The 24,889-nt window shown below is 37.7% G+C and carries 22 protein-coding genes; 20 read left to right on the forward strand and 2 right to left on the reverse strand.

The window, feature by feature from the left end; all coding sequences use genetic code 11:
• The first annotated feature begins 42 nt into the window (after window positions 1–42).
• From ahrC to E2636_RS07320, 5 genes are all read left to right on the forward strand, one after another.
• Window positions 43–492, forward strand: a complete 450-nt coding sequence (gene ahrC / locus E2636_RS07300; protein ID WP_017380059.1) for a transcriptional regulator AhrC/ArgR — start codon at window positions 43–45, stop codon at window positions 490–492.
• Between the two features lie 16 nt (window positions 493–508).
• The gene (recN, locus tag E2636_RS07305) at window positions 509–2,203 is read left to right on the forward strand and encodes a DNA repair protein RecN (RefSeq protein ID WP_134209609.1); all 1,695 of its coding nucleotides are present in this window, start codon (window positions 509–511) and stop codon (window positions 2,201–2,203) included.
• Between the two features lie 111 nt (window positions 2,204–2,314).
• Window positions 2,315–3,274 (forward strand): SpoIVB peptidase S55 domain-containing protein, encoded by a 960-nt coding sequence (locus E2636_RS07310; protein ID WP_134209610.1) that lies wholly within the window; start codon window positions 2,315–2,317, stop codon window positions 3,272–3,274.
• Between the two features lie 262 nt (window positions 3,275–3,536).
• The gene (spo0A, locus tag E2636_RS07315; protein ID WP_134209611.1) at window positions 3,537–4,328 is read left to right on the forward strand and encodes a sporulation transcription factor Spo0A; all 792 of its coding nucleotides are present in this window, start codon (window positions 3,537–3,539) and stop codon (window positions 4,326–4,328) included.
• 124 nt (window positions 4,329–4,452) lie between these two features.
• Window positions 4,453–5,178, forward strand: coding sequence for a glycerophosphodiester phosphodiesterase (locus tag E2636_RS07320; RefSeq protein ID WP_134209612.1), 726 nt, complete (start codon window positions 4,453–4,455; stop codon window positions 5,176–5,178).
• An 8-nt stretch (window positions 5,179–5,186) separates the two neighbouring features.
• Here the strand turns inward: E2636_RS07320 and E2636_RS07325 are convergent, their stop codons facing one another.
• Complete coding sequence (locus E2636_RS07325) at window positions 5,187–5,432, reverse strand: DUF2627 domain-containing protein (RefSeq protein WP_134209613.1); 246 nt, start codon at window positions 5,430–5,432, stop codon at window positions 5,187–5,189.
• A 162-nt stretch (window positions 5,433–5,594) separates the two neighbouring features.
• Here E2636_RS07325 and E2636_RS07330 point away from each other — a divergent pair, with 162 nt between their 5' ends.
• The 13 genes from E2636_RS07330 (at window position 5,595) to E2636_RS07390 (ending at window position 22,591) form a co-directional block, all read left to right on the forward strand.
• The gene (locus E2636_RS07330; RefSeq protein ID WP_243840742.1) at window positions 5,595–7,646 is read left to right on the forward strand and encodes a sigma-54 interaction domain-containing protein; all 2,052 of its coding nucleotides are present in this window, start codon (window positions 5,595–5,597) and stop codon (window positions 7,644–7,646) included.
• 137 nt (window positions 7,647–7,783) lie between these two features.
• Window positions 7,784–8,689 (forward strand): phosphate butyryltransferase, encoded by a 906-nt coding sequence (gene yqiS, locus E2636_RS07335; protein WP_134209615.1) that lies wholly within the window; start codon window positions 7,784–7,786, stop codon window positions 8,687–8,689.
• Between the two features lie 30 nt (window positions 8,690–8,719).
• Entirely contained in the window at window positions 8,720–9,814 is a 1,095-nt protein-coding gene (gene bcd, locus E2636_RS07340; RefSeq protein ID WP_134209616.1) for a branched-chain amino acid dehydrogenase, read from the forward strand.
• Between the two features lie 173 nt (window positions 9,815–9,987).
• On the forward strand, window positions 9,988–11,076 hold the full coding sequence (gene buk / locus E2636_RS07345; RefSeq protein ID WP_134209617.1) for a butyrate kinase: 1,089 nt from the start codon (window positions 9,988–9,990) through the stop codon (window positions 11,074–11,076).
• Window positions 11,077–11,091: 15 nt separating this feature from the next.
• A complete protein-coding gene (gene lpdA / locus E2636_RS07350) occupies window positions 11,092–12,522 on the forward strand; it encodes a dihydrolipoyl dehydrogenase (RefSeq protein WP_134209618.1) in 1,431 nt (476 codons plus the stop codon).
• 30 nt (window positions 12,523–12,552) lie between these two features.
• Entirely contained in the window at window positions 12,553–13,563 is a 1,011-nt protein-coding gene (locus E2636_RS07355) for a thiamine pyrophosphate-dependent dehydrogenase E1 component subunit alpha (protein ID WP_017380048.1), read from the forward strand.
• Window positions 13,563–14,546: an alpha-ketoacid dehydrogenase subunit beta gene (locus E2636_RS07360; RefSeq protein ID WP_017380047.1), complete on the forward strand. Its 984-nt coding sequence runs from the start codon at window positions 13,563–13,565 to the stop codon at window positions 14,544–14,546. The genes E2636_RS07355 and E2636_RS07360 overlap by 1 nt, the downstream gene beginning before the upstream one ends.
• Before the next feature lie 20 nt (window positions 14,547–14,566).
• On the forward strand, window positions 14,567–15,880 hold the full coding sequence (locus E2636_RS07365; protein WP_134209619.1) for a dihydrolipoamide acetyltransferase family protein: 1,314 nt from the start codon (window positions 14,567–14,569) through the stop codon (window positions 15,878–15,880).
• Window positions 15,881–16,026: 146 nt separating this feature from the next.
• On the forward strand, window positions 16,027–17,682 hold the full coding sequence (locus E2636_RS07370) for a methylmalonyl-CoA mutase family protein (protein ID WP_134209620.1): 1,656 nt from the start codon (window positions 16,027–16,029) through the stop codon (window positions 17,680–17,682).
• On the forward strand, window positions 17,672–19,825 hold the full coding sequence (gene scpA / locus E2636_RS07375; protein ID WP_134211767.1) for a methylmalonyl-CoA mutase: 2,154 nt from the start codon (window positions 17,672–17,674) through the stop codon (window positions 19,823–19,825). The genes E2636_RS07370 and scpA overlap by 11 nt, the downstream gene beginning before the upstream one ends.
• Window positions 19,825–20,919, forward strand: coding sequence for a methylmalonyl Co-A mutase-associated GTPase MeaB (gene meaB, locus E2636_RS07380; protein WP_134209621.1), 1,095 nt, complete (start codon window positions 19,825–19,827; stop codon window positions 20,917–20,919). The genes scpA and meaB overlap by 1 nt, the downstream gene beginning before the upstream one ends.
• Window positions 20,920–20,981: 62 nt before the next feature.
• On the forward strand, window positions 20,982–21,422 hold the full coding sequence (locus E2636_RS07385) for a BrxA/BrxB family bacilliredoxin (RefSeq protein ID WP_017380042.1): 441 nt from the start codon (window positions 20,982–20,984) through the stop codon (window positions 21,420–21,422).
• Between the two features lie 179 nt (window positions 21,423–21,601).
• Window positions 21,602–22,591, forward strand: coding sequence for an aromatic acid exporter family protein (locus E2636_RS07390; protein ID WP_134209622.1), 990 nt, complete (start codon window positions 21,602–21,604; stop codon window positions 22,589–22,591).
• Between the two features lie 109 nt (window positions 22,592–22,700).
• Here the strand turns inward: E2636_RS07390 and prli42 are convergent, their stop codons facing one another.
• Entirely contained in the window at window positions 22,701–22,796 is a 96-nt protein-coding gene (gene prli42 / locus E2636_RS18940) for a stressosome-associated protein Prli42 (protein WP_017380040.1), read from the reverse strand.
• Between the two features lie 126 nt (window positions 22,797–22,922).
• On the opposite strand from prli42, the gene mce reads away from it, so the two are divergent.
• Window positions 22,923–23,333 carry a methylmalonyl-CoA epimerase gene (gene mce, locus E2636_RS07395; protein WP_134209623.1) on the forward strand — a complete coding sequence of 137 codons (411 nt, stop codon included), beginning with the start codon at window positions 22,923–22,925 and terminating at the stop codon, window positions 23,331–23,333.
• 5 nt (window positions 23,334–23,338) lie between these two features.
• A complete protein-coding gene (locus E2636_RS07400; protein ID WP_134209624.1) occupies window positions 23,339–24,886 on the forward strand; it encodes an acyl-CoA carboxylase subunit beta in 1,548 nt (515 codons plus the stop codon).
• Window positions 24,887–24,889 lie beyond the last annotated feature (3 nt).

Here is a 24,889-nt window from a genome sequence, read left to right on the forward strand (position 1 = left end):
TGAGTAATTAAGTATAATTATTCATATCAGGAGTGATCAATGATGAACAAAGGCCAACGACATATTCGAATTCGAGATATTATCGCAAATAATGAAATTGAAACGCAAGATGACTTAGTTGAAATCTTGAAAAATGCTGGATACAATGTAACTCAAGCAACTGTATCACGCGACATTAAAGAGCTGCATTTAGTAAAAGTACCCTTGCAAGATGGGCGATATAAATATAGCTTACCTGCAGATCAACGTTTTAATCCAATGCGAAAATTACATCGTGCGTTAACTGATGCTTTTGTCAGCATTGACGGAGCAAGTCATTTTCTTGTTATGAAAACTTTGCCTGGGAATGCTCATGCAATTGGCTCATTAATTGACCATTTAGACTGGAAAGAAATTTTAGGCACATTGTGCGGTGATGATACGTGTTTAATTATATGTAAAGACACCACTGAACGTGAGTTCATAAGAATCAGATTACTCGAGATGCTTTAAAAAGAGGTGACGCTTTGTGTTAAAAGAATTAACTATTAAAAATTTCGCTATAATTGAAGAAATATCGGTGAGTTTTTCAGATGGTTTGACGGTTCTAACAGGGGAAACTGGGGCAGGTAAATCTATTATTATTGATGCTGTGCATTTGCTATCCGGAGGGAGAGGTTCTCAAGAATTCATCCGTCACGGTGCAAAAAAAGCAGAACTTGAAGGTCTATTTTATATACAAAATCCACAACATCCAGTATTTCGAAAATTGCTGGATGTAGGAATTGAAACAGATGATGATTCCATTATTTTAAGAAGAGATATTAATGATCATGGGAAGAGTGTTTGTCGTGTAAATGGAAAGCTTGTTACGATTGCAATCTTACGAGAAATTGGCGGGTCGTTAATTGATATCCATGGACAACATGAGAGTCAGGAATTAATGGATGAACGTTTACATATTTCGCTACTTGATCAATTTTCTGGGAGTAAGCTTCATCGCGCAAAGGCTAGCTATTTTGGTCTCTTCCAAACATACACAAAATTTAAAAAAGAACTGGCGGCTGTCAGTGAAAATGAACAACAAATTGCTCAAAAAATTGATTTGTATCAATACCAAATCAATGAAATCGATTCTACAGAATTAATTGAAGATGAAGATGAAAAACTTCAATTAGAGCGTAAGAAATTTCAGAACTATCATAAAACATTTGAACGTATTTCTGCTGCTTATGAAGCGTTAAATGGCGAAACAAAAGGGTTGGATTGGATTGGTAATGCGATGAGTGAACTTGAGGATGTTGCATCATTTGATGAGGCATACAAAGGACAAGCGGAACTTGTATCTAATACTTTTTATTCCCTTCAAGAATTATCGTATCAATTAAAAAGTGAAATGGATGAATCTGAATTTGATGAAGAACGCTTAAACGTCATTGAAGAAAGATTAGCCGTCATCCAATTACTAAAACGCAAATATGGAAATTCGATTGAAGAAATCATGATATATCGCGAAAAAATTGGTGATGAGCTAGATGCACTTGTGAATAGGGATGAACGAATACAACAACGCCAAAAAGCACTTGATCAAGTCGTTATAGATTTGGAAATTGAAGCAAAAGAGTTAACTTTATATCGGAAAAAAGCGTCAAAAAAATTAAGCGAAGCCATAGTGTTACAACTTCGAGAATTATTTATGGAAAAAGCTACTTTTGAAGTGATTTTCAATACAGCAAGTAATTTTGATAAAAATGGAAAAGATGATGTGGCTTTTTATATGTCAACAAATGTTGGAGAACCAGCTAAACCCATTTCTAAAATTGCATCTGGCGGAGAATTGTCTCGAATGATGCTTGCACTCAAAGGGATTTTTTCAAAACATCAAGGGATTACGTCCATTATTTTTGATGAAGTGGATACTGGTGTTAGTGGTAGGGTAGCGCAAGCAATTGCGGAAAAGATTGCTCATATTTCACATTCTTCTCAAGTTTTATGTATTACCCATCTTCCTCAAGTTGCCGCGATGGCTGACCAACAATTATTAATAAAAAAAGAAGTAACCGGCGAAAGAACGATGACAAAGCTAATAGAAGTTATCGGCAAAAGTCGTGTTCAAGAAGTCAGTCGGATGATGTCTGGAGCTGAAATTACGACATTAACTTTGGAACATGCAACCGAATTACTGTCAATTGCAGAACAACGAAAAAAATTATTACATGCATAAAAATCTTTGCACTGCTGTAATAGGCATGTGCTTTTTTTTCGAATATTTACCTTTCATAACAAAGCGCTTAAAACACATATTAACTTCATCCTGACTAAATGGAGGTGAAGTATGCGATGTGTTGCAAATAAACGGATTATTACCATTCTTTTGGGTTTAATGATTGTCTTCCCAATTCATTCTTGGGCAGAGAAAAATGGTGATTCTTTAATCCCACTTGGACAATCAATTGGTGTGCAATTGAAATTAGAAAAACCCACATTTGTTCATGATGTGCTTATTGATGAGAAATTGTGGTTTAAAAGCGGTGATCAAATTATATCGCTAAATGAAAAATCAATAAAGTCAATTGCTGATTGGAAAAAAATTAGTAAAGAGTCAAAAAATCCACAAGTATCCATTGAATTTTTGCGCGGAAATAAAAGACAAGATGTTTTAGTATCTGCAAATAAATTAGAAACTATGCTCCCGTTTATTCGGGATTACACAGAAGGGATTGGAACAATAACATATGTCAATCCTAAAACAAACGAATATGGAGCATTAGGACATCAAATAATTGATCAGCAAATTGTTCGAATTCCTCCATTTGCAGGTGGTTCAATTTTTTTATCTGAAATTGCGGGAATTCACAAAAGTACACCAGGAAAACCTGGTTACAAAATTGCCAAGCAAGCATCAATTCATGTTCAAGCTGGAAATGTGAGAGAAAACACTATTTATGGTGTTTTTGGTGAATTAATTGATCCAAACATGAAAAAAGGTAAGGCAATTCCTACCGTAAATGCTCATAATGTCAAGAAAGGGCAAGCGGAGTTATTTACATCTATTGATGGAAATGATGTTAGAGCATATCAAGTTAATATCATAAAAATTGAAGAGACCACTTTTCAATTTATTGTTACCGATACTGAATTAATTAATAAAACTGGTGGCATTTTACAAGGTATGAGTGGAAGTCCAATCATACAAGACGGAAAATTTGCTGGTGCAATTACTCATATGGTGGTTGATAATCCAGTAAAAGGTGCAGCCATCTTTATTCAAGAGATGATAAAAAAACAGCCATAAATAAATTATTGACCACACTTTAAAAAGTGTGGTATTTTTTTATATCTTTGTTATGATAAAAGTAACGATTATTCGACAAAGCTTAGAAAAACTTACCATTAGTCGAATGAAGTCTAAATCTTCTAACTTTTGACCCTTTTTTAAAATGAATAAAGGGTTTTCATCCAAAATGTCGAATTACATTTGGAGTGTGAAATTGGAAAAATGTGCCGAAAAGACAAACATCCATGTTCGCAATTGAAGTTTATAGGGGGAATTACCAATGGAAAAAATTAAAGTAGCAATTGCAGATGATAACAAAGAGTTAGTAAAAACGCTTGAATCTTACTTAGCGGATCATCCACAAATTGAGGTTATTACAACGGCTCCAAATGGTAAAGTAATCTTATCTTTGATGGAGAATGACTTGCCCGACGTGTTATTACTGGATATTATTATGCCGCATTTAGATGGTTTAGCTGTACTTGAAATGATGCAAGCAAATGAAAATCTTTCAAAAGTTCAAGTCATTATGTTAACGGCATTCGGTCAAGAAGATGTCATGAAACAAGCAGTAGACCTAGGTGCATCTTACTTTATGCTAAAGCCGTTTGAATTTGATCGTTTGGTTAATCAAATTCTTCAAGTAGCTGGTCACAAACAAGAAGCTGATCAGCGTTCAAGCATTTTACAAAGTCAACCACAGCCAAAAACAAACCGTAAAATAATTGATACAACAATTACAGCTGTTATTAAAGAAATCGGAGTTCCTGCACATATTAAAGGTTATGCTTATTTACGTGAAGCAATTCACATGGTTTATGAAGATATTGAATTGTTAGGGTCGATTACAAAAGTGTTATATCCAGAAATTGGAGTTAAATTCAACACAACGTCTTCTCGAGTCGAACGTGCCATTCGTCATGCTATTGAAGTTGCGTGGAATCGCGGAAATTACGAATCCATTTCAAAAACTTTTGGGTATACAGTTCATCACTTGAAGAGTAAACCTACTAATTCAGAGTTCATTGCCATGATTGCCGATAAAATTCGCTTAGAAAATATGGCGAGTTAAACCGAAACACAGATGCAGATACTTAGCATCTGTGTTTTTTTACCTAGTTCTAAGAAATAGGATGCATATATTAGGGAGGAGAGGGTAAAGAAAAATATACATACAGATAAGGTGTTGACGATATATGGTGAGAGTTCCGATATATGCACATCGTGGGGCTTCTGCGTATGCACTTGAAAATTCAACAGCTGCTTTTATTAAGGCAATCGAACTTGGAGCAGATGGCTTGGAGGTTGATTTACAATTAACAAAGGACTTAGTGCCAATTGTTACTCATGACTTGGATTTTTGGAGGTTAGCAAGAACTCGTAGGAATGTATCCTCGATGCTATTAGCAGAGGTGAAAAAATTAAAGTTAGGGACATCTTTTCTCCGGTTAGTGAATGGTGATACAATTCTAACATTTGAAGAAGTGTTAGATTTTGCAGAAAAAAATGAATTATCCCTTAATGTTGAATTAAAAGAAACATTTATAAACGCACCGTCACAAATTGATGTGTTATTTAAAAAGTCATATACGCATTTGAATATACATTTTTCGTCGTTCCACTATGAAGTATTGGAACGGATTAAAAAATGTAACCCTATGTTACAAACGGCGTATATAGGTACGAAAAAGACAAATTGGGAAGAACTTGGACGATTAACGGCTGCAGATACTCTTCATATGCATAAAAGGCATTATGTGCAAAAAAAATTAGATTTAGCTTTTCAAGCCTATATGCCACTACGATTTTATGGAATCAATGGAAATGAAAAATATTTAATTAATCCCCACCCAGTTGTAGTTGGTTGGATTACTGATTTTCCTGAAAAAGTCTTGACGCAACAATTAAAAAAGGAATTCTGATGTTGAAATCAGAGTTCCTTTTTCTTTGTAAATCTCGCTTGTACTTTTCCATTTTTTCGATCTCTATGTAATAAAAATCCTGCAAAAAAACTAAGCCCAACGCCAAAAAATATAATACCAACAAGTAACTGTAACCATAAAAAAGGAATGGGTTCAAATAGTTTGCCAAAGATTGTGTCACGTATAAGTATAATTCCACCTGCTGCCATCAAGCCAGGAATCAGTAAGACAATAAACGCTAACGTTCGTGCCAATTTCTTTCATCTCCTATAATTTAACATTAAATTTTACCGTTAAAAAGGGTAACGGAATCTCTTTTATTTTACTATCCGTCATGTTATTGTCAAGAACATCGAAGTAAGGTATGATAAAAGAAGATTTTGCAATAGATTGCATAGAGTTAGCGAGGGGTTTGAATGTCTTTGCAAAATGTTTTGATAATCGGTGGCGGAGTCGGAGGGACAGCAATTTTAAGGTTGTTACTTTCTGTTGAATTTTTCCACGTACAATGTGTAGTTGATATTGATAAACAGGCACCTGCTATACAAATTGCGAAGCACCATAACATTCCAACAAGTACGGAATGGAAATCTTATTTAAGCAATGACTTACATATAATTTTTGATTTAACTGGTCAGCATACCGTCTTTGAAGAACTTCTTAAAGAAAGACAAGCTCATACAGTATTGATTCCTGGATCGGTAGCTAATATGCTCATTCGTTTATTACGTGAGAAAGATCAATTTATTCGAAATATTGGAAAAGAATCCCACAAACAAGAATTAATTTTTAACTCAATTGAAGAAGGTATGGTTGGTATAGATGCGAAAGGAATCGTCAACTTTTTTAATAAAAGTGCCGAACGCATGACAGAAATTTTAATAGGTGATGCCATTGGTAAGCCAATCTATGAAGTGATTCCTTCAAGTGAGCTGCCTCGAATTTTTGATACAGGAAGAACGGAATTAAACCGTGAATTAGTATTAAGTAATGGGTCGGAAATCGTTACTTCAAGGTTTCCAATTATTGATGAAAAAGGGAAACGGATTGGAGCATTTTCTGTTTTTAAAGATATTACGGAAATTGTCAATTTAGCTGGAGAAATAACTAATTTAAAAGAAATACAAACGATGCTACAAGCCATAATACAGTCAAGTGATGATGCTATTTCTGTTGTAGATGAAGAAGGAAAAGGGCTATTAATAAATCCGGCATATACGCGGATTACGGGTCTTGAAACTGATGATATTATCGGTAAGCCGGCAGCCACGGATATTAGTGAAGGCGAAAGTATGCATTTGAAGGTATTACAAATGCGAAAACCCATTCGTGGTGTTAATATGCGTGTAGGTCCATTAAAGAGAGAAGTTATTGTGAATGTAGCTCCTATAATTGTTAACAATCGATTAAAAGGCAGCGTTGGTGTTATTCATGATGTGACTGAAATTCGTTCGTTAATGAAAGAGCTTGATCGTGCAAGAAGTATCATTCGTACGTTAGAGTCGAAATATACGTTTGATGATATCATTGGTCACTCAAATGAAATGCTAATATCGGTAGAACAAGCTAAGTTAGCTGCCAAAACACCTGTAACTGTCCTTTTGCGTGGAGAATCAGGGACAGGAAAAGAACTTTTTGCTCATGCCATTCATAGTTCAAGTGATCGGAAGTACAATAAATTTATTCGTGTAAATTGTGCAGCTATTGCTGAACATTTACTTGAAAGTGAATTATTTGGGTATGAAGAAGGTGCTTTTACTGGCGCAAAACGCGGAGGTAAAAGAGGGTTATTTGAAGAAGCGAACCATGGTAGTATTTTTTTAGATGAAATTGGCGAACTTTCAGGTAGTACACAAGCGATGCTACTCCGCGTTTTACAAGAAAGCGAAATTGTTCGTGTAGGTGGGACTAAATCTATTACCATTGATGTCCGGGTTATTGCTGCGACGAATATTAATATGGAGAAAGCAATGCTAGAAGGCAAATTTAGAGAAGATCTATATTACCGCCTAAATCGCATGCCGATCCAAATTCCGCCCTTACGCAATCATAAACAAGATATTCCAGCAATCGCTGATCGTCTTCTAGTGAAGTTAAATCAAGAGTATGGACGAAATGTTGAAGGGATATCGGAAGTGGCAATGCAACGACTTCGTGTATATTCGTGGCCGGGGAATGTTCGAGAGCTTGAGAATATTATTAGCAGAGGCATGATATTTATGAAAGCTGCAGAATCAATTTTAGATGATCAGCACTTGCCGTTTACTATGATGACCCATCAAGAACCAGAATTAAACCAACCTGTGCAAGAAATATTACCTCTTGTCGAACAAATAGAGCGTATGGAAAAAGAAATTCTTTCTGCTACGCTAAAAAGGTCCAATGGTAATAAATCTAAAACGGCGAAACAATTAAGTATTTCTCTGCGAACATTATATTACAAATTAGAGAAATACGGACTCGCATAACATTGCATGCAAATACTTGCATGGTTTGCAATTATTTGCATGCCGAAATAGACGACATGTTGACATATAAAGCGTTTTCATGATTGATATGTTGGCACACTTTATGCTTAAATTATAGATGTTGGGGTGAATTATAGATGAGATTAAACGATTTGATTCAACAAGCTTCAACTTTAGATGATAATGTCGTTGCTGTAGCAACTGCTGCAGATTTAGAAGTACTAGAAGCGGTAAGTATGGCGATTGAACATGATATGGCAAGTTTTCGTTTATATGATAACGAACAAAAGTTAAAAGAAATGATGGTTATGCATTTTCCACACTTGTTGAAACATCCGAAAGTTTTTAGACATCATGTAAAAAATGATCAACAAGCAGCAATTGAAGCGGTCAAATCAGTTCGTTTAAACGAAGCTAACGTATTAATGAAAGGTCATATCCCAACAGCTGTTATTTTAAAAGCTGTACTAAATCCGGATTTCGGACTTCGTACTGGAAGTGTTTTATCACATGTTGCTGCATTTGAAATTAATGGCTATGACCGTTTGATTTTCGTGACAGATGCCGCCATGAATATTGCGCCAGACTTAGCACAAAAAGTACAGATTATTCAAAATGCTGTAAAGGTAGCACATGGCGTAGGCGTCCTTAATCCGATAGTTGCCCCACTTACGGCAGTCGAAATTGTAAACCCAGCTATGCAACCTACTCTTGACGCTGCTGCTTTAGTAGTGATGAATACAAGAGGACAAATAACGGGATGTGTGATTGATGGTCCAGTAGCTCTTGATAATGCCATTTCAGTTGAAGCTGCCCATCATAAAGGATTGACTGGCCAATATGCAGGACAAGCTGATATTTTACTTGTACCTAATATTGAAGCGGGTAATATTCTATACAAATCTCTAGTGTACTTTGCAAGAGCAAAAGTAGGTGCGGTGATTGTAGGGGCAAAAGCTCCAATCGTATTAACTTCTCGTTCAGATAACGCTGAAAGTAAATTAAATTCTTTAGCTTTAGCAATCTGTTCCGTCGAGCAATAAATTACGAACAAATCAAAGGAGGAATTTATAATGGAAATTTTTAAGAATATGGAAACTTATGACTACGAACAATTGGTGTTTTGTCAAGATAAAACTTCAGGATTGAAAGCAATTATTGCGATTCACGATACAACTTTAGGGCCAGCTTTAGGCGGTACTCGCATGTGGACGTATGCTTCCGAGGAAGATGCAATTGAAGATGCTCTTCGTTTAGCAAGAGGGATGACATACAAAAATGCAGCTGCTGGTTTAAATCTTGGTGGCGGTAAAACGGTTATAATCGGCGATCCATTAAAAGACAAAAACGAAGAAATGTTCCGCGCTTTCGGTCGTTTCATTCAAGGTTTAAACGGTCGTTATATTACAGCTGAAGATGTGGGTACTACTGTAGCGGATATGGATTTAATTCATGAAGAAACAAACTACGTAACAGGAATTTCTCCAGCTTTTGGTTCTTCAGGTAATCCATCTCCAGTTACTGCGTACGGCGTTTACCGTGGTATGAAAGCTGCTGCCATGGAAGCATTTGGTAGTGATTCACTTGAAGGTAAACGCATTTCTGTTCAAGGTGTCGGTAATGTAGCCTATCACTTGTGCCGTCACTTATATGAAGAAGGCGCTAAATTAATTGTTACGGATATTAATAAAGCTGCTGTTGATCGTGTAGTTGAAGAATTCGGTGCAACTGCAGTGAATATAGATGAAATTTATTCACAAGAAGTTGATATTTTTGCTCCATGTGCTCTTGGTGCAATTATTAACGATGAAACAATTCCACAAATAAAAGCAAAAGTCGTTGCTGGTGCTGCAAATAACCAATTAAAAGAAACGAGACATGGCGACATATTGCACGAACTTGGTATCGTCTATGCTCCTGACTATGTAATCAATGCTGGTGGTGTTATTAACGTAGCGGATGAGTTAAATGGTTACAACCGTGAACGTGCAATGAAACGTGTAGAAACAGTCTATGACAACATTGCTAAAGTAATGGAAATTTCACGTACACAAGGAATTCCAACTTACCTAGCAGCTGACCGAGTAGCTGAAGAACGTATTGCTCGTGTTGGTAAATCACGTAGCCAATTCTTACAAAACGGCAAACACATTTTAAGCGGACGTTAATCAAAAATATAGAAAGTGTCATTTTTAACATGCTCCATGTTCAGTTCCACAATCCACACGCTGGTCTGTGAAACTGAACATAAGTGTTGCATGAGTGACAATTTGAGCTGTAAAGATTTAGACAGTAACTTTATCCGGTCATATCTTTTAAGGAAGTTTTGGGAGGAATTATTATGCAAGGTCATTTATATCGCATTCTTGTCATAAACCCAGGTTCCACATCTACAAAAATTGGTGTTTTTGAAGACGATGTTTTATTGATGGAGAAAACCATCCGACACTCTGCTGAAGAAATCGGACAATTTTCTTCTATCATTGATCAATATGAATTTCGTAAGGAAACCATTTTAGAAGCATTGGATGAAGAAGGAATAAACATTTCGAAGTTGTCTGCCGTCTGTGGTAGAGGTGGGCTCCTTCGTCCAATCGAAGGTGGAACTTATGCGGTAAATGCCGCAATGTTAGTAGATTTAAAAAAAGGGTACTCTGGTCAACACGCTTCCAACTTAGGTGGAATTTTAGCATTTGAAATTGCAACAGGTTTAAATATCCCTTCATACATTGTCGACCCGGTAGTTGTTGATGAGTTTGCTCCGATTGCACGTATTTCAGGATTTTCGTTAATTGAACGCAAATCTATTTTTCATGCATTAAATCAAAAAGCTGTTGCAAGACGATATGCTAAAAAGTGTGGCAAAGCCTATGAAGACATGCGACTTATCGTTACTCATATGGGTGGAGGTATCACAGTTGGCGTTCATGAAAATGGACGAGTGATCGAAGTCAACAATGGATTACACGGAGACGGACCATTTAGTCCAGAACGTGCAGGGACTGTTCCTGCTGGTGACTTAATTGATCTTTGTTTCTCTGGTGAATATTACCGGAACGAAATTATGAAAAAATTAGTTGGTCAAGGTGGGCTCGTTAGTTACCTTGGTACGAATGATGCAGTGGTAGTTGAAAAGCGTATTGCAAAAGGCGATAAAGAAGCTGAGCTAATTTATGATGCAATGGCTTATCAAGTCGCTCGTGAAATCGGATCTGCAAGTGCTGTTTTAGAAGGCAAGATTGATGCGATTATATTAACTGGTGGACTAGCTTACGGAAAAGACTTTGTAGAATCGATTTCGAGACGTATTAACTGGATTGCTGATGTTGTTGTATATCCAGGTGAAAACGAATTACAAGCATTAACTGAAGGCGCCATTCGTGTATTAAATGGTGAAGAAAAAGCAAAAGTATACCCGAACCTACAATAAAAGGAGGCCGATGTTATGGCTCAAGATTATGACGTTGTCATTATAGGAGGCGGAACTGGCGGATACGTTGCTGCAATCCGTTCGGCTCAATTAGGATTAAAAACTGCTATTGTTGAAAAAGGAAGTTTAGGTGGAACCTGCCTACATAAAGGTTGTATCCCAAGTAAAGCCCTACTTCGCAGTGCTGAAGTATATGCAACTACAAAAAATCACGCAGCAGATTTTGGTGTAAATACAGGAGAAGTTTCATTAGATTTCTCTCGAGTACAAGCACGTAAGGAAAGTATTGTTTCTCAGCTTCATCAAGGTGTTCAAGGTTTGATGAAGAAAGGAAAAATAGATGTGTATGAAGGAACTGGCAGAATGTTAGGACCGTCAATCTTCTCTCCATCTCCGGGTGGAACGATTTCTGTCGAGATGAACAATGGTGAAGAAAATGAAATGCTTATTCCTAAAAACGTTATCATTGCGACAGGTTCACGTCCTCGTTCACTTCCAGGCTTAACTATAGATGGAACACAGGTCATGACTTCTGATGAAGCACTTGTAATGACGGAGTTACCTAAATCCATCTTAATCGTTGGTGGTGGCGTTATTGGTATTGAGTGGGCTTCCATGTTGAATGACTTTGGCGTAGAAGTGACAGTAATTGAATATGCAGATCGCATTATCCCTACGGAAGATGCGGATGTTTCAAAAGAAATGCAAAAGTTATTATCTAAAAAAGGAATTACGTTTACGACAAGCGCAAAAGTATTATCAGACACTCTGGAAACTTCTGATGGATCTGTGACGATTTCTGCCGAATTTAAAGGCGAAACGAAAACCTTTACAGCTGAGAAGATGTTAGTTTCAGTTGGTCGTCAAGCCAATGTCGAAGGTATTGGTATTGAAAATACAGATATCGTTGTGGATAAAGGATTTGTCCAAGTGAAAAATACGTTCCAAACGAAAGAATCTCATATTTACGCAATCGGGGATGTCATTGGCGGCTTACAACTTGCACACGTGGCTTCTCATGAAGGCATTACAGCAGTTGAACACATTTCTGGTCTAAAAACTCACGCGATTGATTACAACTTAGTGTCTCGTTGTATTTACTCAAACCCAGAAGCGGCAAGCGTTGGGATTACTCAGCAACAAGCTAAAGACCAAGGTTTTGATGTGAAAGTAGGTAAATTCTCATTTAAAGCAATCGGAAAAGCACTTGTTTATGGTGAGTCTGATGGCTTTGTTAAAATTATTGCTGATAAAAATACAAACGATATTTTAGGCGTACACATGATTGGACCACACGTCACAGATATGATTTCTGAAGCTGGTTTAGCAATGGTACTTGATGCAACACCTTGGGAAATTGCAAACACAATTCACCCACACCCAACGCTTTCTGAAGTAATGGGAGAAGCAGCGCTAGCTGTTGAAGGTAAAGCAATTCACGCATAAAATATGATGGATTATAAGGGGGATGTTCCAATGACAGCAAATCGTCATGAAGAATTAGGATTATCAAACGATGATGTATTGAAAATCTTTGAAACGATGTTAATGGCACGTCGAATAGATGAACGTATGTGGTTATTAAATAGAGCAGGTAAAATTCCTTTTGTCATCTCATGTCAAGGTCAAGAAGCAACTCAAGTTGGTGCAGCTTATGCATTAGATAACACGAAAGATTATATCGCTCCTTATTACCGTGATATGGGTGTGGTTCTACACTTCGGTATGACAGCTCAAGATTTAATGCTTTCTGCTTTTGCTAAAGCGGAAGATCCAAACTCAGGTGGACGTCAAATGCCTGGTCACTTTGGTCAAAAGAAAAATCGTATTTTAACAGGTTCTTCACCTGTTACGACACAACTTCCTCATGCGGTTGGTGTTGCACTTGCTGGGAAAATTAAGAAAAAAGATTTCATTACTTTTGTGACACTAGGTGAAGGTTCATCTAACCAAGGTGACTTCCACGAAGGATTAAACTTTGCAGGTGTTCATAAATTGCCATGTATTACTTTGGTAGAAAACAATAAGTATGCGATTTCTGTACCTTACGCAAGACAGGTAGCGGCTAAAAACGTATCTGACCGTGCAATTGGCTACGGTATGCCTGGGTTCACAGTTGATGGAACAGACCCTTTAGAAGTGTATAAAGTGGTTAAAGAAGCTGCTGACCGTGCTCGTAGTGGAGAAGGTCCAACACTAATCGAAGCAGTATCACACCGTTTGACGGCTCACTCATCTGATGATGATCAACGTCAATACCGTACAAAAGAAGATCTTGCAGAAGGGGTCGCTGCTGATCCAATTGGCAAGTTTGCGGCTTATTTAACAGAATTAAACATTTTAACTGAAGAACTTGAAAAAGATATGAATGATCGAATTATGAAAGAAGTAAATGAAGCAACGGATTATGCAGAAAATGCTCCATACGCTGCACCAGAAAGTGCATTAAAATACGTCTATGCTGAAAAAGACGGGGGGAACGCATAATGGCAGTTATGTCTTATATTGACGCAATTACACTCGCAATGAAAGAAGAGATGGAACGCGATGAAAATGTATTTATCCTTGGTGAAGACGTAGGTCATAAGGGTGGCGTGTTCAAAGCTACTCAAGGCTTATACGATCAATTTGGAGAAGATCGCGTAATGGACACTCCTTTAGCAGAATCTGCTATTGCGGGTGTAGGAATCGGTGCTGCAATGTATGGAATGCGTCCAATTGCAGAAATGCAATTTGCTGATTTCATCATGCCGGCCGTTAACCAAATCATTTCTGAAGCGTCTCGTATTCGTTACCGTTCAAATAATGATTGGTCTTGTCCAATTGTTTTCCGTGCACCTTTTGGTGGAGGAATTCATGGTGCTCTTTATCATTCACAATCAGTTGAAGCAATTTTTGCTAACCAACCAGGTTTGAAAATCGTGATTCCTTCAACACCTTACGATGCAAAAGGCTTATTAAAAGCTGCTATTCGTGATGATGATCCAGTGATGTTCTTTGAACACAAACGTGCTTATCGTTTAATTAAAGGTGAAGTACCTGAAGAGGATTATACAATTGAAATTGGTAAAGCTGACGTTAAACGTGAAGGTGAAGACATTACTGTAATCACTTATGGTCTTGCTGTTCACTTTGCACTACAAGCTGCTGAGCGTCTAGAGCAAGATGGTATTTCTGCTCATATCCTTGATTTGCGTACGATTTATCCATTAGATAAAGAAGCCATTATTGAAGCTGCTTCAAAAACAGGAAAAGTTCTTCTTGTTACTGAAGATAATATGGAAGGTAGCATCATGGGTGAAGTTGCAGCAATCATTGCAGAAAACTGCTTGTTTGACCTTGATGCGCCTATTAAACGTTTAGCAGGACCTGATATTCCAGCAATGCCTTATGCACCTACAATGGAGAAATTCTTTATGATTAATCCAGACAAAGTTGAAAAAGCAATGCGTGAACTTGCTGAATTTTAATATGAAAGGAGGAGTTACACTTGGCAATCGAACAAATTAAAATGCCTCAACTCGGCGAATCTGTAACAGAAGGAACAATCGAAAAATGGTTAGTTCAACCGGGTGATAAAGTTAATAAATACGATTCACTTGCGGAAGTAACTACTGATAAAGTGACGGCTGAAGTCCCGTCTTCATTTACTGGTGTGATTAAAGAACTCATCGCAACAGAGGGCGAAACTTTAGAAGTTGGTGCGATTGTTTGTACTATCGAAACGGAAGGTGGAGCTTCTTCTTCTGAAGAGACGACATCAAATGCTGCCTCGACAGACAAGAAAGTAGCTGCAGAAATGCCTGCTACTGCATCTAATAAGGCTCCGGCTCCAGTTGAACGTGAAAAAGGGTCAAAAGCTCGTTATTCACCTGCAGTGCTGAAAATCGCACAAGAAAATGATATTGATTTAACACTTGTAGATGGTTCTGGTAATGAAGGACGTATTACACGCAAAGATTTATTAGCCATTATCGAAAGCGGAAATATCCCAACGGCTAAAGCTGAACAATCTGCTCCTAAAGCAGAAAATGTTGCCGCGGCACAAAGCTCGGCTCCAGCTGCTAAAACAGCTGCTCCTGTAAATGTTCCATTAGCTGTTGGTGATATCGAAATTCCTGTTACAGGAATTCGTAAAGCAATTGCTGCCAACATGTTACGTAGTAAGCATGAAGCACCACATGCATGGACAATGATCGAAGTGGATGTAACGAACCTTGTTCAATACCGTAATAGCATTAAAAATGAATTCAAGAAAAAAGAAGGCTTTAATGTAACGTATTTCGCTTTCTTCGTAAAAGCTGTTTCTCAAGCTTTAAAAGAATACCCAATGATGAACTCAATGTGGGCTGGCGATAAAATCATACAGAAAAAAGACATCAATATTTCAATCGCAGTTGCGACGCCAGATGCATTATATGTTCCGGTTATTAGAAGTGCTGATGAAAAAACAATCAAAGGCATTGGTCGCGAAATTAATGAACTTGCAAGCAAAGTACGTGCAGGTAAGTTGAAATCTGACGAAATGCAAGGTGGAACTTTCACAGTAAACAATACTGGATCATTTGGTTCAATTCAATCGATGGGCATTATCAATTATCCTCAAGCGGCTATTCTACAAGTAGAATCAATTGTTAAACGTCCAGTAATAATGGATGGTGGTATGATTGCTGCTCGCGATATGGTTAATTTATGTCTATCTCTTGATCACCGTGTATTAGACGGTCTAGTTTGTGGAAACTTCTTAGCACGCGTGAAAGAAATCTTAGAAAACATGACAAAAGAAAATACATCCGTGTACTAACTGATAGCTGAGCGCTTAAAACTAGTCATAAATTAAAAAGTCCGATGCCGAAATTTTCGGTCATCGGGCTTTTGTTCTATTATCAAAGTTAAAAATCGGGTAGACTAGAAGTAAGTAACAAATTCAAAGGAGGCGCAAGCGACACTATGGTCATCAATCAAATGAAAAACACTACGTTTCCTAAAGCAACTTATGAAGAATGGAAAGTTGAAGCTGTTCAATCGTTAAAAGGTAAACCGTATGAGCAACTGGTTACACCTACTTTTGAAGGAATTGACCTTCAACCTTTGTATACTGCTGAACATTTACAAAAAACCTTAAATTATTCCGAAATGGTTTCTCAAGCCAAACAAGATGCAAAATGGCTAATTGCTCAACCAACATCTGCCAATTCGGCTAAAGAATTTTTACATAAAACAAAAGAACAACTTACACGTGGAAACGAAATGATTGTCTACACTGGTACTTCTACTTCATGGTCCTGGTCCAACGAAGAGCTTCTAGAATTAGTGGAGCTATTAAAAACTCATCCATTCTATATTTCCGTAAAAACAACTAATGATCAAGTAATTGGTGTTTTTGACCTTATCTCAAAACAAGATCATGAAAAGTTAATTGGTTTTGTAAATGGTGTTTCATTACCATTTTTAAAGACAGTGATATCAACTAATTTCATCCACCAAGCAGGGGGTACCGCTGTTCATGAACTAGCGTATGCCTTGTTATCTTTGTCAAAACTAGCAGAGAAGCAAAGTGATTTTTCGGATAAAGCAGCTGTCCAGTTTGCGATTGATACGAATTTCTTTATGGAAATCGGAAAACTACGTGCATTCCGTGTATTATGGAAAGCTTTTGCTACTGCATATGACGTCGAACAAACGTCCATTCCTATGGTAGCTGAGACTTCACTACGATCTTATTCAAAACTTGATCCAACAGTAAACTTATTACGAGCGGGAAATGCAACGTTTTCTGCAGTTTTAGGAGGGGCGGATATGATCAGCGTTCACCCTTATGATATATTAACTGGCAGCTCACCATCATCTGAACGAATTGCACGTAATGTCCAACTCGTTATTCGGGAAGAAACGATGGTCAATAAAATGATTGACCCTTCTGCGGGGTCTTACTATGTCGAATCATTAACGGCAGATCTTGTTCGTCAATCATGGGCTTTATTTTTACAAGTATTAGAAAAAAAGTCTGAAGATCAAGAAGGTTATTTATTGGCGTTGGCTCGTGAAGTACAAACTTCAAGAACGCAGGTTCTAGCAAAACGCAAAGCATCCTTGATTGGAACGAATATATACGCTAATCCAGTAGACGTAGTTTCAACTACTGATACCGATGTTGAAACAGAAAGATTGGCCATTCCATTTGAACAACTACGAAATCAATTTACAGAGCACACATTAAAGGCTGCTGTGGTTTCATTTGGCGTGTTAAAAGATGCTAAACCAAGGGCTGATTTTGTTCAAGGCTTCTTGCAAGCAGGTGGGTTAAATCCCGAAATAAGTCCCGTTTTTACAACTTCTGTTGATGCATGGCGTTGGGTGAAATTAAATCATGTTGACTATGTTGTGATAGCCGCAAAAGATGAGGTTGTGAAAGAAATCTTACCGCAATTTATTGAGCAATCAGATAAACAAATGATTATTGATGTTGCAGGGAAATTCCCTGAAGAACAACAATGGCGTGAATTAGGTTTAAACGGTACTATTTTTGCAGGACAAGATTTGATTGAAAAAATGTATCAACTGTTACATGTCAAAAAGGAAGGGATACGTGGATATGAAGCCTAATTTCAAAGCGATTCAATTAGAGGATTTTGTTTCTCAAGAGAAGAAGGAATCTGCTTCTACAGATTCCTTTCTAACTAATGAAGGCATACGACTGACGTCAAGATATGCAAAAGAAGATGTAGCATCACTAGAGCATATGTCAGATTTCCCAGGAATTGCGCCAAATACACGGGGACCTTATCCTACGATGTATGTGTCACGGCCCTGGACCGTGCGCCAATATGCAGGATTTTCGACTGCAGAAGAAAGCAATGCATTTTATCGTAGAAACTTGGCGATGGGCCAAAAAGGATTGTCGGTTGCATTTGATTTAGCAACACATCGTGGATACGACTCCGATCATCCACGAGTAACTGGAGACGTTGGAAAAGCAGGGGTAGCGATTGATTCAATTGAAGATATGAAAATTTTGTTTGATGGTATTCCTCTTGATCAAATGTCTGTATCGATGACTATGAATGGTGCAGTATTACCGATTTTAGCTTTTTACATTGTGACAGCAGAAGAACAAGGCGTCTCACCTGAGAAACTTATTGGAACGATTCAAAACGATATTTTAAAAGAGTATATGGTGCGTAATACGTATATTTATCCACCAAAAATGTCAATAAAAATTATTGCTGACATATTTGAATACACATCGAAATTTATGCCGAAATTCAACTCGATATCAATATCCGGCTATCATATGCAAGAAGCAGGGGCCACTGCTGATATTGAATTAGCTTATACGCTTGCTGATGGTCTAGAATATGTTCGTACAGGGTTAAAAGCCGGCATTGATATTGATTCATTTGCCCCTAGGTTATCGTTTTTCTGGGCTATCGGTATGAACTACTTTATGGAAGTGGCTAAAATGAGAGCAGCTCGTCGGATTTGGGCACAGATGATGCAAACTTTTGATCCGAAAAACCCGAAATCACTAGCACTTCGAACTCATTCTCAAACGTCAGGATGGAGTTTAACAGAACAAGACCCGTTCAATAATGTTACACGAACACTAATTGAAGCAAATGCAGCAGCAATGGGTCATACCCAGTCATTGCATACTAATGCACTGGATGAAGCCATTGCTTTACCTACAGATTTCTCAGCTCGTATTGCTCGTAATACCCAGCTTTTCTTGCAAGAGGAAACTATGATGACAAAAGTCATTGACCCGTGGGGCGGTTCGTATGCCGTTGAAAAATTAACGGATGAATTAATGCAAAAAGCATGGTCTTTGATTGAAGAGATAGAAGATCTGGGTGGAATGACAAAAGCGATTGAAACAGGATTACCAAAAATGAAAATTGAAGAAGCCGCTGCAAAAAAACAAGCACAAATTGATTCAGGAAAAGAAATTATAATTGGTGTTAATAAATTCCGATTAGCCGAAGAAGATCCGATTGATATATTAAATATTGATAATACGGTTGTGCGACAAAAGCAAATTAATCGAATTGAAAAAATGAAACAAACGCGTAATGATGATGAAGTTCAACTTGCACTAAATGCCCTTACAAACGCAGCGAAAACAGGGGCAGAGAATTTACTTGCATGCGCAGTACAAGCGGCGAGAGTTCGTGCTACTCTTGGTGAAATTTCAGATGCCATTGAAAGTGTATCAGGTCGACATAAGGCGGTGATTCGTTCCGTGAGTGGTGTATATAGTTCAAACTTTTCAAATGAAGAAGAAATTCAAGCGGTTAAAGATATGACAGAAGACTTTAAAGGAAATGAAGGGCGTCGCCCCCGAATTTTAATTGCTAAAATGGGACAAGATGGACACGATCGTGGAGCTAAAGTCATTGCCACTGCCTTTGCCGATTTAGGATTTGATGTAGATATTGGACCATTGTTCCAAACACCTGAAGAAACAGCTAGGCAAGGGGCGGAAAACGATGTACATGTAATTGGCGTTAGTTCTCTTGCTGCAGGCCATATGACATTAGTGCCAGCACTCCAAAGTGAATTGAAAAAAATTGGACGTGAAGATATTCTCATTGTTGTAGGTGGGGTTATTCCTGCTCAAGATTATGCGTTCTTGCGTGAAAATGGAGCAGCTGCGATTTTTGGACCAGGAACGGTGATTCCTGTGGCGGCAGGAAAAGTCATAGAAGAAATTTACCGACGTCTTGGGTATGAGGAAGTGACTGAATAATGGAAGGTCAAGAGAATCAACAGAAAAGTGCTATGAACGTTATGAATGGCCTCAACTCAAAGCATGACGGAGTGGGACAAGCGACCCGAAAGCAATTTCGACGGACATCTAAAAAAGAGATTTCTGTCGATGAATTTTCTCGTGAAATTCTTCTTGGTTCTAGGTTCCATTTGGCTAAAGCCATCACGTTACTTGAAAGTACTGTTTCTGAAGACAAAAGAACAGGTCAACTATTATTACAAGAACTTCTCCCGCACACTGGAAAGAGCATTCGAATAGGTATAACGGGTGTTCCTGGTGCAGGGAAAAGTACGTTTATTGAAGCGTTCGGAATATATTTATGTAATAAAGGCTTTAAAGTAGGAGTACTCGCCATAGATCCGAGTTCAAGTCTTTCTGGAGGCAGTATATTAGGTGATAAAACAAGAATGGAAGAGCTCGTTAGATATGAGAACGCATTTATTCGTCCATCACCTACGGCAGGAACGTTAGGTGGGGTTCATAAAAAAACACGGGAAACCATGTTACTTTGTGAAGCTGCAGGCTATGACGTAATTTTAATTGAAACGGTCGGTGTGGGACAAAGCGAAACAATTGTGCGCGGCATGGTCGACTTCTTTATGTTGATGGTATTAACAGGTGCTGGGGATGAATTACAAGGTATGAAAAAAGGCATAATGGAATTAGCTGATTTGCTAGTCGTGCACAAAGCTGATGGCGACAATACGAAAATGTCGAAGAAAACCGCAGCTGAGTATGAGCAAATTCTTCATTTCCTACAACCTGCTACTCCAGGTTGGACTACCAAAGCTATGCCTGTCTCTTCCGTTGAAAACAAAGGAATACATGAAGTATGGGAAGATATTTGTTCTTTTAAAGAGAAGTTAATTGATTCAGGTGTTTTTATAGAACGTCGTCAATCTCAAACAAAAGAGTGGTTTCATACTATGATTACAGATCGATTAATGGACAATTTTTATGGATTACCAGAAACGAAAACACAAGTTAAATTTCTCGAAAAAGAAATATTACAAGGTGATATTACGGTGTCACAAGCAGTTGAAAATTTATTTCCTGTCGATAGTAAAACTTAGTTTTTGCGTGTCTATTAATGAAATGATATTATGGGAATTGAAGATTGAAAGGAGTTTTACAAATGAACATGGATTTTAACTTATTAATGAATGATATAGTACGTCAAGCACGTGGTGAAATGGAAGCTAGCGGCTACGAGCAATTGACGACTCCAGAAGATGTTGAAAAAGCATTTGCTCGTAAAGGTACTTCACTAGTCATGATTAACTCGGTGTGTGGTTGTGCGGGTGGCATAGCCCGTCCATCTGCTGCGAACGCGGTTCACTACGATAAACGCCCAGATCATTTAGTGACAGTATTTGCAGGACAAGATAAAGAAGCCACTGCTCAAGCACGTATGCTATTTGGAGAAGAACACTTGCCATCATCACCTTCATTTGTTCTTTTAAAAGATGGACAAGCTGTCGCTGAAGTTGGCCGCCACGAAATTGAAGGTCATGATCCAATGTCAGTAATCACACATATTCAAGCACTTTTTGAAGAACATTGTGACGAACTATAAGATAGAAAAGGGAGCACTGAATTAGTGCTCTTTTTTGTACTTTTGTAAGTTAGTCTATCTTCAAGATTCGGCTTGGAATCTCCTGTTTTTAATTCGGTCTTTCCGAAGTTTCAGTCTAACAAAAATGGACTTCTACGCTTATTGGTGTGCCTCTTTAAGCTAAGAAAGATGGTGAAAGAATGCAATTTAGACGATTTCGTATCGGCTATCGCACGCTAAAAACAGCAGTAGGTGCAAGTATTGCCATGCTGATCGCAATGTTTTTAGACTTGGATTATTACAGTTCTGCTTTTATATTAACTGTGTTATGTATTCAACCAACCAAAAGGAAGTCATTGCGGGCCGTATATTCCCGTATTATTTCGACTATTATTGGTGTGGGATTTGCTTTCATCTTTTTCGAAGGTATAGCGTATAATCCAATTGTTTTCGGTCTTTTAATATTACTTTTTATTCCAACTCTTGTGTCTTTTAGACTTCAAGATGGTTTTGTTTCGAGTGTGGTAATACTTCTGCATTTATTTGACGCGAAATCCTTGACAATGTCGTTGATGTGGAACGAATTTCAATTGATGGCTGTCGGCTTTGGTGTCGCATTGCTCGTAAATATGTACATGCCAGACATTGAAAAAGATTTAAAAAAATATCGTTTAGACCTCGAATCTTTGTACGCAAAGATTTTTCATGAAGTTGCGTTGTATTTACGTAATGGTGATTCGAATTGGGATGGGAAAGAACTTGTACAAGTATCTGAAGTGATTGAAAAAGGCAAAGCTCTCGCCTATCAAGATGTAGAGAATCATTTAAATAGAAGACAAAATTTGCATTATCTTTATTTCGATATGCGAGAACAACAGTTCGAAATAATTGAAAGAGTTCTTCCAAAGATTACAGCGTTACCTGTTACTATTTCTCATTCACAACTTGTAGCGGACTTTATTGAAGATTTGGCGAACCATGTGCATTCCGGAAATACGGCACATCGTTTTATTTCCAAACTAGATGAAGTTAAAGAAGAATTTTCTACAATGCCATTACCTAAAGATCATGAAAACTTTTTAGCTATGGCTGCACTGTACCAGTTTATTGAAGAAATGGAACAATATTTACGGATAAAAAGTAACTTTATTGGCTTCACTACGAAAAAAAAGACAGCTTCGAAGGACTAATTACTCCTTCAAAGCTGTCTATTGTTAGAATTAGAAAGTAATAACTTTTGTCAATATGTCTCTAGCTATCCAACGCAGTTACCAGGTTAGAGTGCGCTTTACACTTAATTTAAAAGAATAAGCTTAAACCAAACAATGCACTAGATAATACCATCATGATAATCATTAAATAGACGATGAACTTTCGGAAACTTTCGTTACGCATCCCAAACAACTCCTTTACCTCACTATTTATAAGTTTAGAGGAAACTGAAAAAAATCTCAAGAGGTAGAGTTTTCAAATAAAAATCGGTACAATAGAAAGTGGAGAAAGCAGAAGGGTGTGACTAATTTGAAAAAGGTCGATCATATCGGTATCGCCGTTAGAAATTTAGATGAAACAATCCCTTACTATACAGATATTCTAGGTTTAAAAGTATTAAAGATTGAAGAAGTTACATCTGAAGCAGTTCGTGTGGCTTTCATCGATGCAGGTAATGTCAAACTAGAGTTACTAGAGCCTATGTCAGAAAAAAGTGCGATTCATGCATTTATTGAAAAAAAAGGTGAGGGCATTCATCATATTGCTTTTGGAGTCGAAGGTATTGAAGAACGGATGATTGAACTACGCGAAAAAGGCATTCGTATATTAAATGAACAACCGAAAATTGGAGCGGGCGGTGCACAAGTTGCATTCTTACATCCTAAATCTTCATATGGTGTGCTATATGAATTATGTGATAAAAGCGGTCTAAAGGGGTAAAATACATGGATATTTATGAGAAAATTAATGACTTATACGATCGTAAGCGTGAAATTGAGCTTGGGGGCGGAGACGAACGAATTGAAAAGCAACATGCAAAAGGTAAATTAACAGCTCGTGAACGTATTGATTTATTAGTAGATAAAGGGACGTTTGTTGAATTAAACCCATTTGTTGAACATCGTACGGTTGATTTTGGTATGGACACTCAAAATGGTCCTGGAGAAGGTGTCGTAACAGGTTATGGTAAAGTAAATGGTCGTGCCATTTATTTATTCTCACAAGACTTTACCGTTTTTGGTGGAGCACTTGGTGAAATGCATGCAATGAAAATTGCCAACGTTATGGATTTAGCTGCTAAAAACGGTGCTCCCTTTATTGGCTTAAATGATTCGGGTGGTGCGCGTATTCAAGAAGGAGTCCTATCACTTGATGGCTACGGACATATTTTCTATCGCAACACAATCTATTCAGGCGTTATTCCACAAATATCTGTAATATTGGGTCCTTGTGCTGGTGGAGCTGTGTATTCTCCGGCTATTACGGATTTTGTTTTTATGGTAGATAAAACGAGTCAAATGTTTATTACTGGTCCGAAAGTAATTGAAACTGTTACAGGTGAAAAAATTTCTTCTGAAGACTTAGGTGGTTCAAAAGTACATAATGCCATCAGTGGTAATGCTCATTTCCGTGCAGAAACGGAACAAGAAATATTACAACAAGTTAGAGACTTATTAAGTTTCTTACCTCAAAATAATGATGAGAAACCACCTCGACTTGAAGTAGACAATCTGGACGATTATCGTCCAGATTTAACGGATGTCGTTCCTTTTGATGCGATTCGTCCTTATGATATTCGGAGAGTCGTTGAACAAGTTGTGGATCAAGATTCTTTCATGGAAGTCCAAAAAGAATTTGCTCGTAATGTCGTAATCGGACTTGCTCGAATTAAAGGTGAAGTCGTCGGGTTAGTATGTAATCAACCAAAAGTAATGGCTGGTGGTCTTGATATCAATTCTTCAGATAAAGCAGCTCGTTTTATTCGATTCTGTGATTCCTTTAATATTCCAATCATTACGTTTGAAGATGTAACTGGATTTTTCCCTGGAATTAAGCAAGAGCACGGAGGAATTATTCGTCATGGTGCTAAAATTTTGTATGCGTATTCAGAAGCAACTGTTCCGAAAATGACCGTCATTTTGCGAAAAGCTTATGGTGGGGCATATGTAGCACTTAACTCGAAGTCAATTGGTGCGGATCTAGTGTTTGCTTGGCCAAATGCAGAGATTGCGGTAATGGGTCCTCAAGGGGCTGCAAACGTAATCTTTTCCCGGGAAATCGCGCAAAGCGACAATCCTGAACAAACCCGTGCGACAAAAATCGAGGAATATCGCGAGAAATTCGCAAATCCTTATGTAGCTGCTGCTCGAGGTATGGTAGATGATGTTATAGATCCTCGGGAAACACGTATTAAACTTATTCAAGCGCTAGATATGATGCGCAATAAAAAAGAAACACGACCAGCCAAAAAGCATGGGAATATCCCACTATAAAGG

Origin of the sequence: Paenisporosarcina antarctica, from assembly GCF_004367585.1 — a bacterium.
GTDB classification, from domain to species: Bacteria; Bacillota; Bacilli; order Bacillales_A; family Planococcaceae; genus Paenisporosarcina; species Paenisporosarcina antarctica.

Coding starts and splice junctions, on each gene's coding strand:
- spo0A (WP_134209611.1), top strand. CDS start 3,537: ATGGAAAAAATTAAAGTAGCAATTGCAGATGATAACAAAGAGTTAGTA.
- E2636_RS07320 (WP_134209612.1), top strand. CDS start 4,453: ATGGTGAGAGTTCCGATATATGCACATCGTGGGGCTTCTGCGTATGCA.
- E2636_RS07355 (WP_017380048.1), top strand. CDS start 12,553: ATGACAGCAAATCGTCATGAAGAATTAGGATTATCAAACGATGATGTA.
- E2636_RS07310 (WP_134209610.1), top strand. CDS start 2,315: ATGCGATGTGTTGCAAATAAACGGATTATTACCATTCTTTTGGGTTTA.
- E2636_RS07400 (WP_134209624.1), top strand. CDS start 23,339: ATGGATATTTATGAGAAAATTAATGACTTATACGATCGTAAGCGTGAA.
- E2636_RS07390 (WP_134209622.1), top strand. CDS start 21,602: ATGCAATTTAGACGATTTCGTATCGGCTATCGCACGCTAAAAACAGCA.
- meaB (WP_134209621.1), top strand. CDS start 19,825: ATGGAAGGTCAAGAGAATCAACAGAAAAGTGCTATGAACGTTATGAAT.
- yqiS (WP_134209615.1), top strand. CDS start 7,784: ATGAGATTAAACGATTTGATTCAACAAGCTTCAACTTTAGATGATAAT.
- E2636_RS07370 (WP_134209620.1), top strand. CDS start 16,027: ATGGTCATCAATCAAATGAAAAACACTACGTTTCCTAAAGCAACTTAT.
- scpA (WP_134211767.1), top strand. CDS start 17,672: ATGAAGCCTAATTTCAAAGCGATTCAATTAGAGGATTTTGTTTCTCAA.
- E2636_RS07360 (WP_017380047.1), top strand. CDS start 13,563: ATGGCAGTTATGTCTTATATTGACGCAATTACACTCGCAATGAAAGAA.
- prli42 (WP_017380040.1), bottom strand. CDS start 22,796: ATGCGTAACGAAAGTTTCCGAAAGTTCATCGTCTATTTAATGATTATC.
- buk (WP_134209617.1), top strand. CDS start 9,988: ATGCAAGGTCATTTATATCGCATTCTTGTCATAAACCCAGGTTCCACA.
- E2636_RS07385 (WP_017380042.1), top strand. CDS start 20,982: ATGAACATGGATTTTAACTTATTAATGAATGATATAGTACGTCAAGCA.
- ahrC (WP_017380059.1), top strand. CDS start 43: ATGAACAAAGGCCAACGACATATTCGAATTCGAGATATTATCGCAAAT.
- bcd (WP_134209616.1), top strand. CDS start 8,720: ATGGAAATTTTTAAGAATATGGAAACTTATGACTACGAACAATTGGTG.
- E2636_RS07330 (WP_243840742.1), top strand. CDS start 5,595: ATGTCTTTGCAAAATGTTTTGATAATCGGTGGCGGAGTCGGAGGGACA.
- lpdA (WP_134209618.1), top strand. CDS start 11,092: ATGGCTCAAGATTATGACGTTGTCATTATAGGAGGCGGAACTGGCGGA.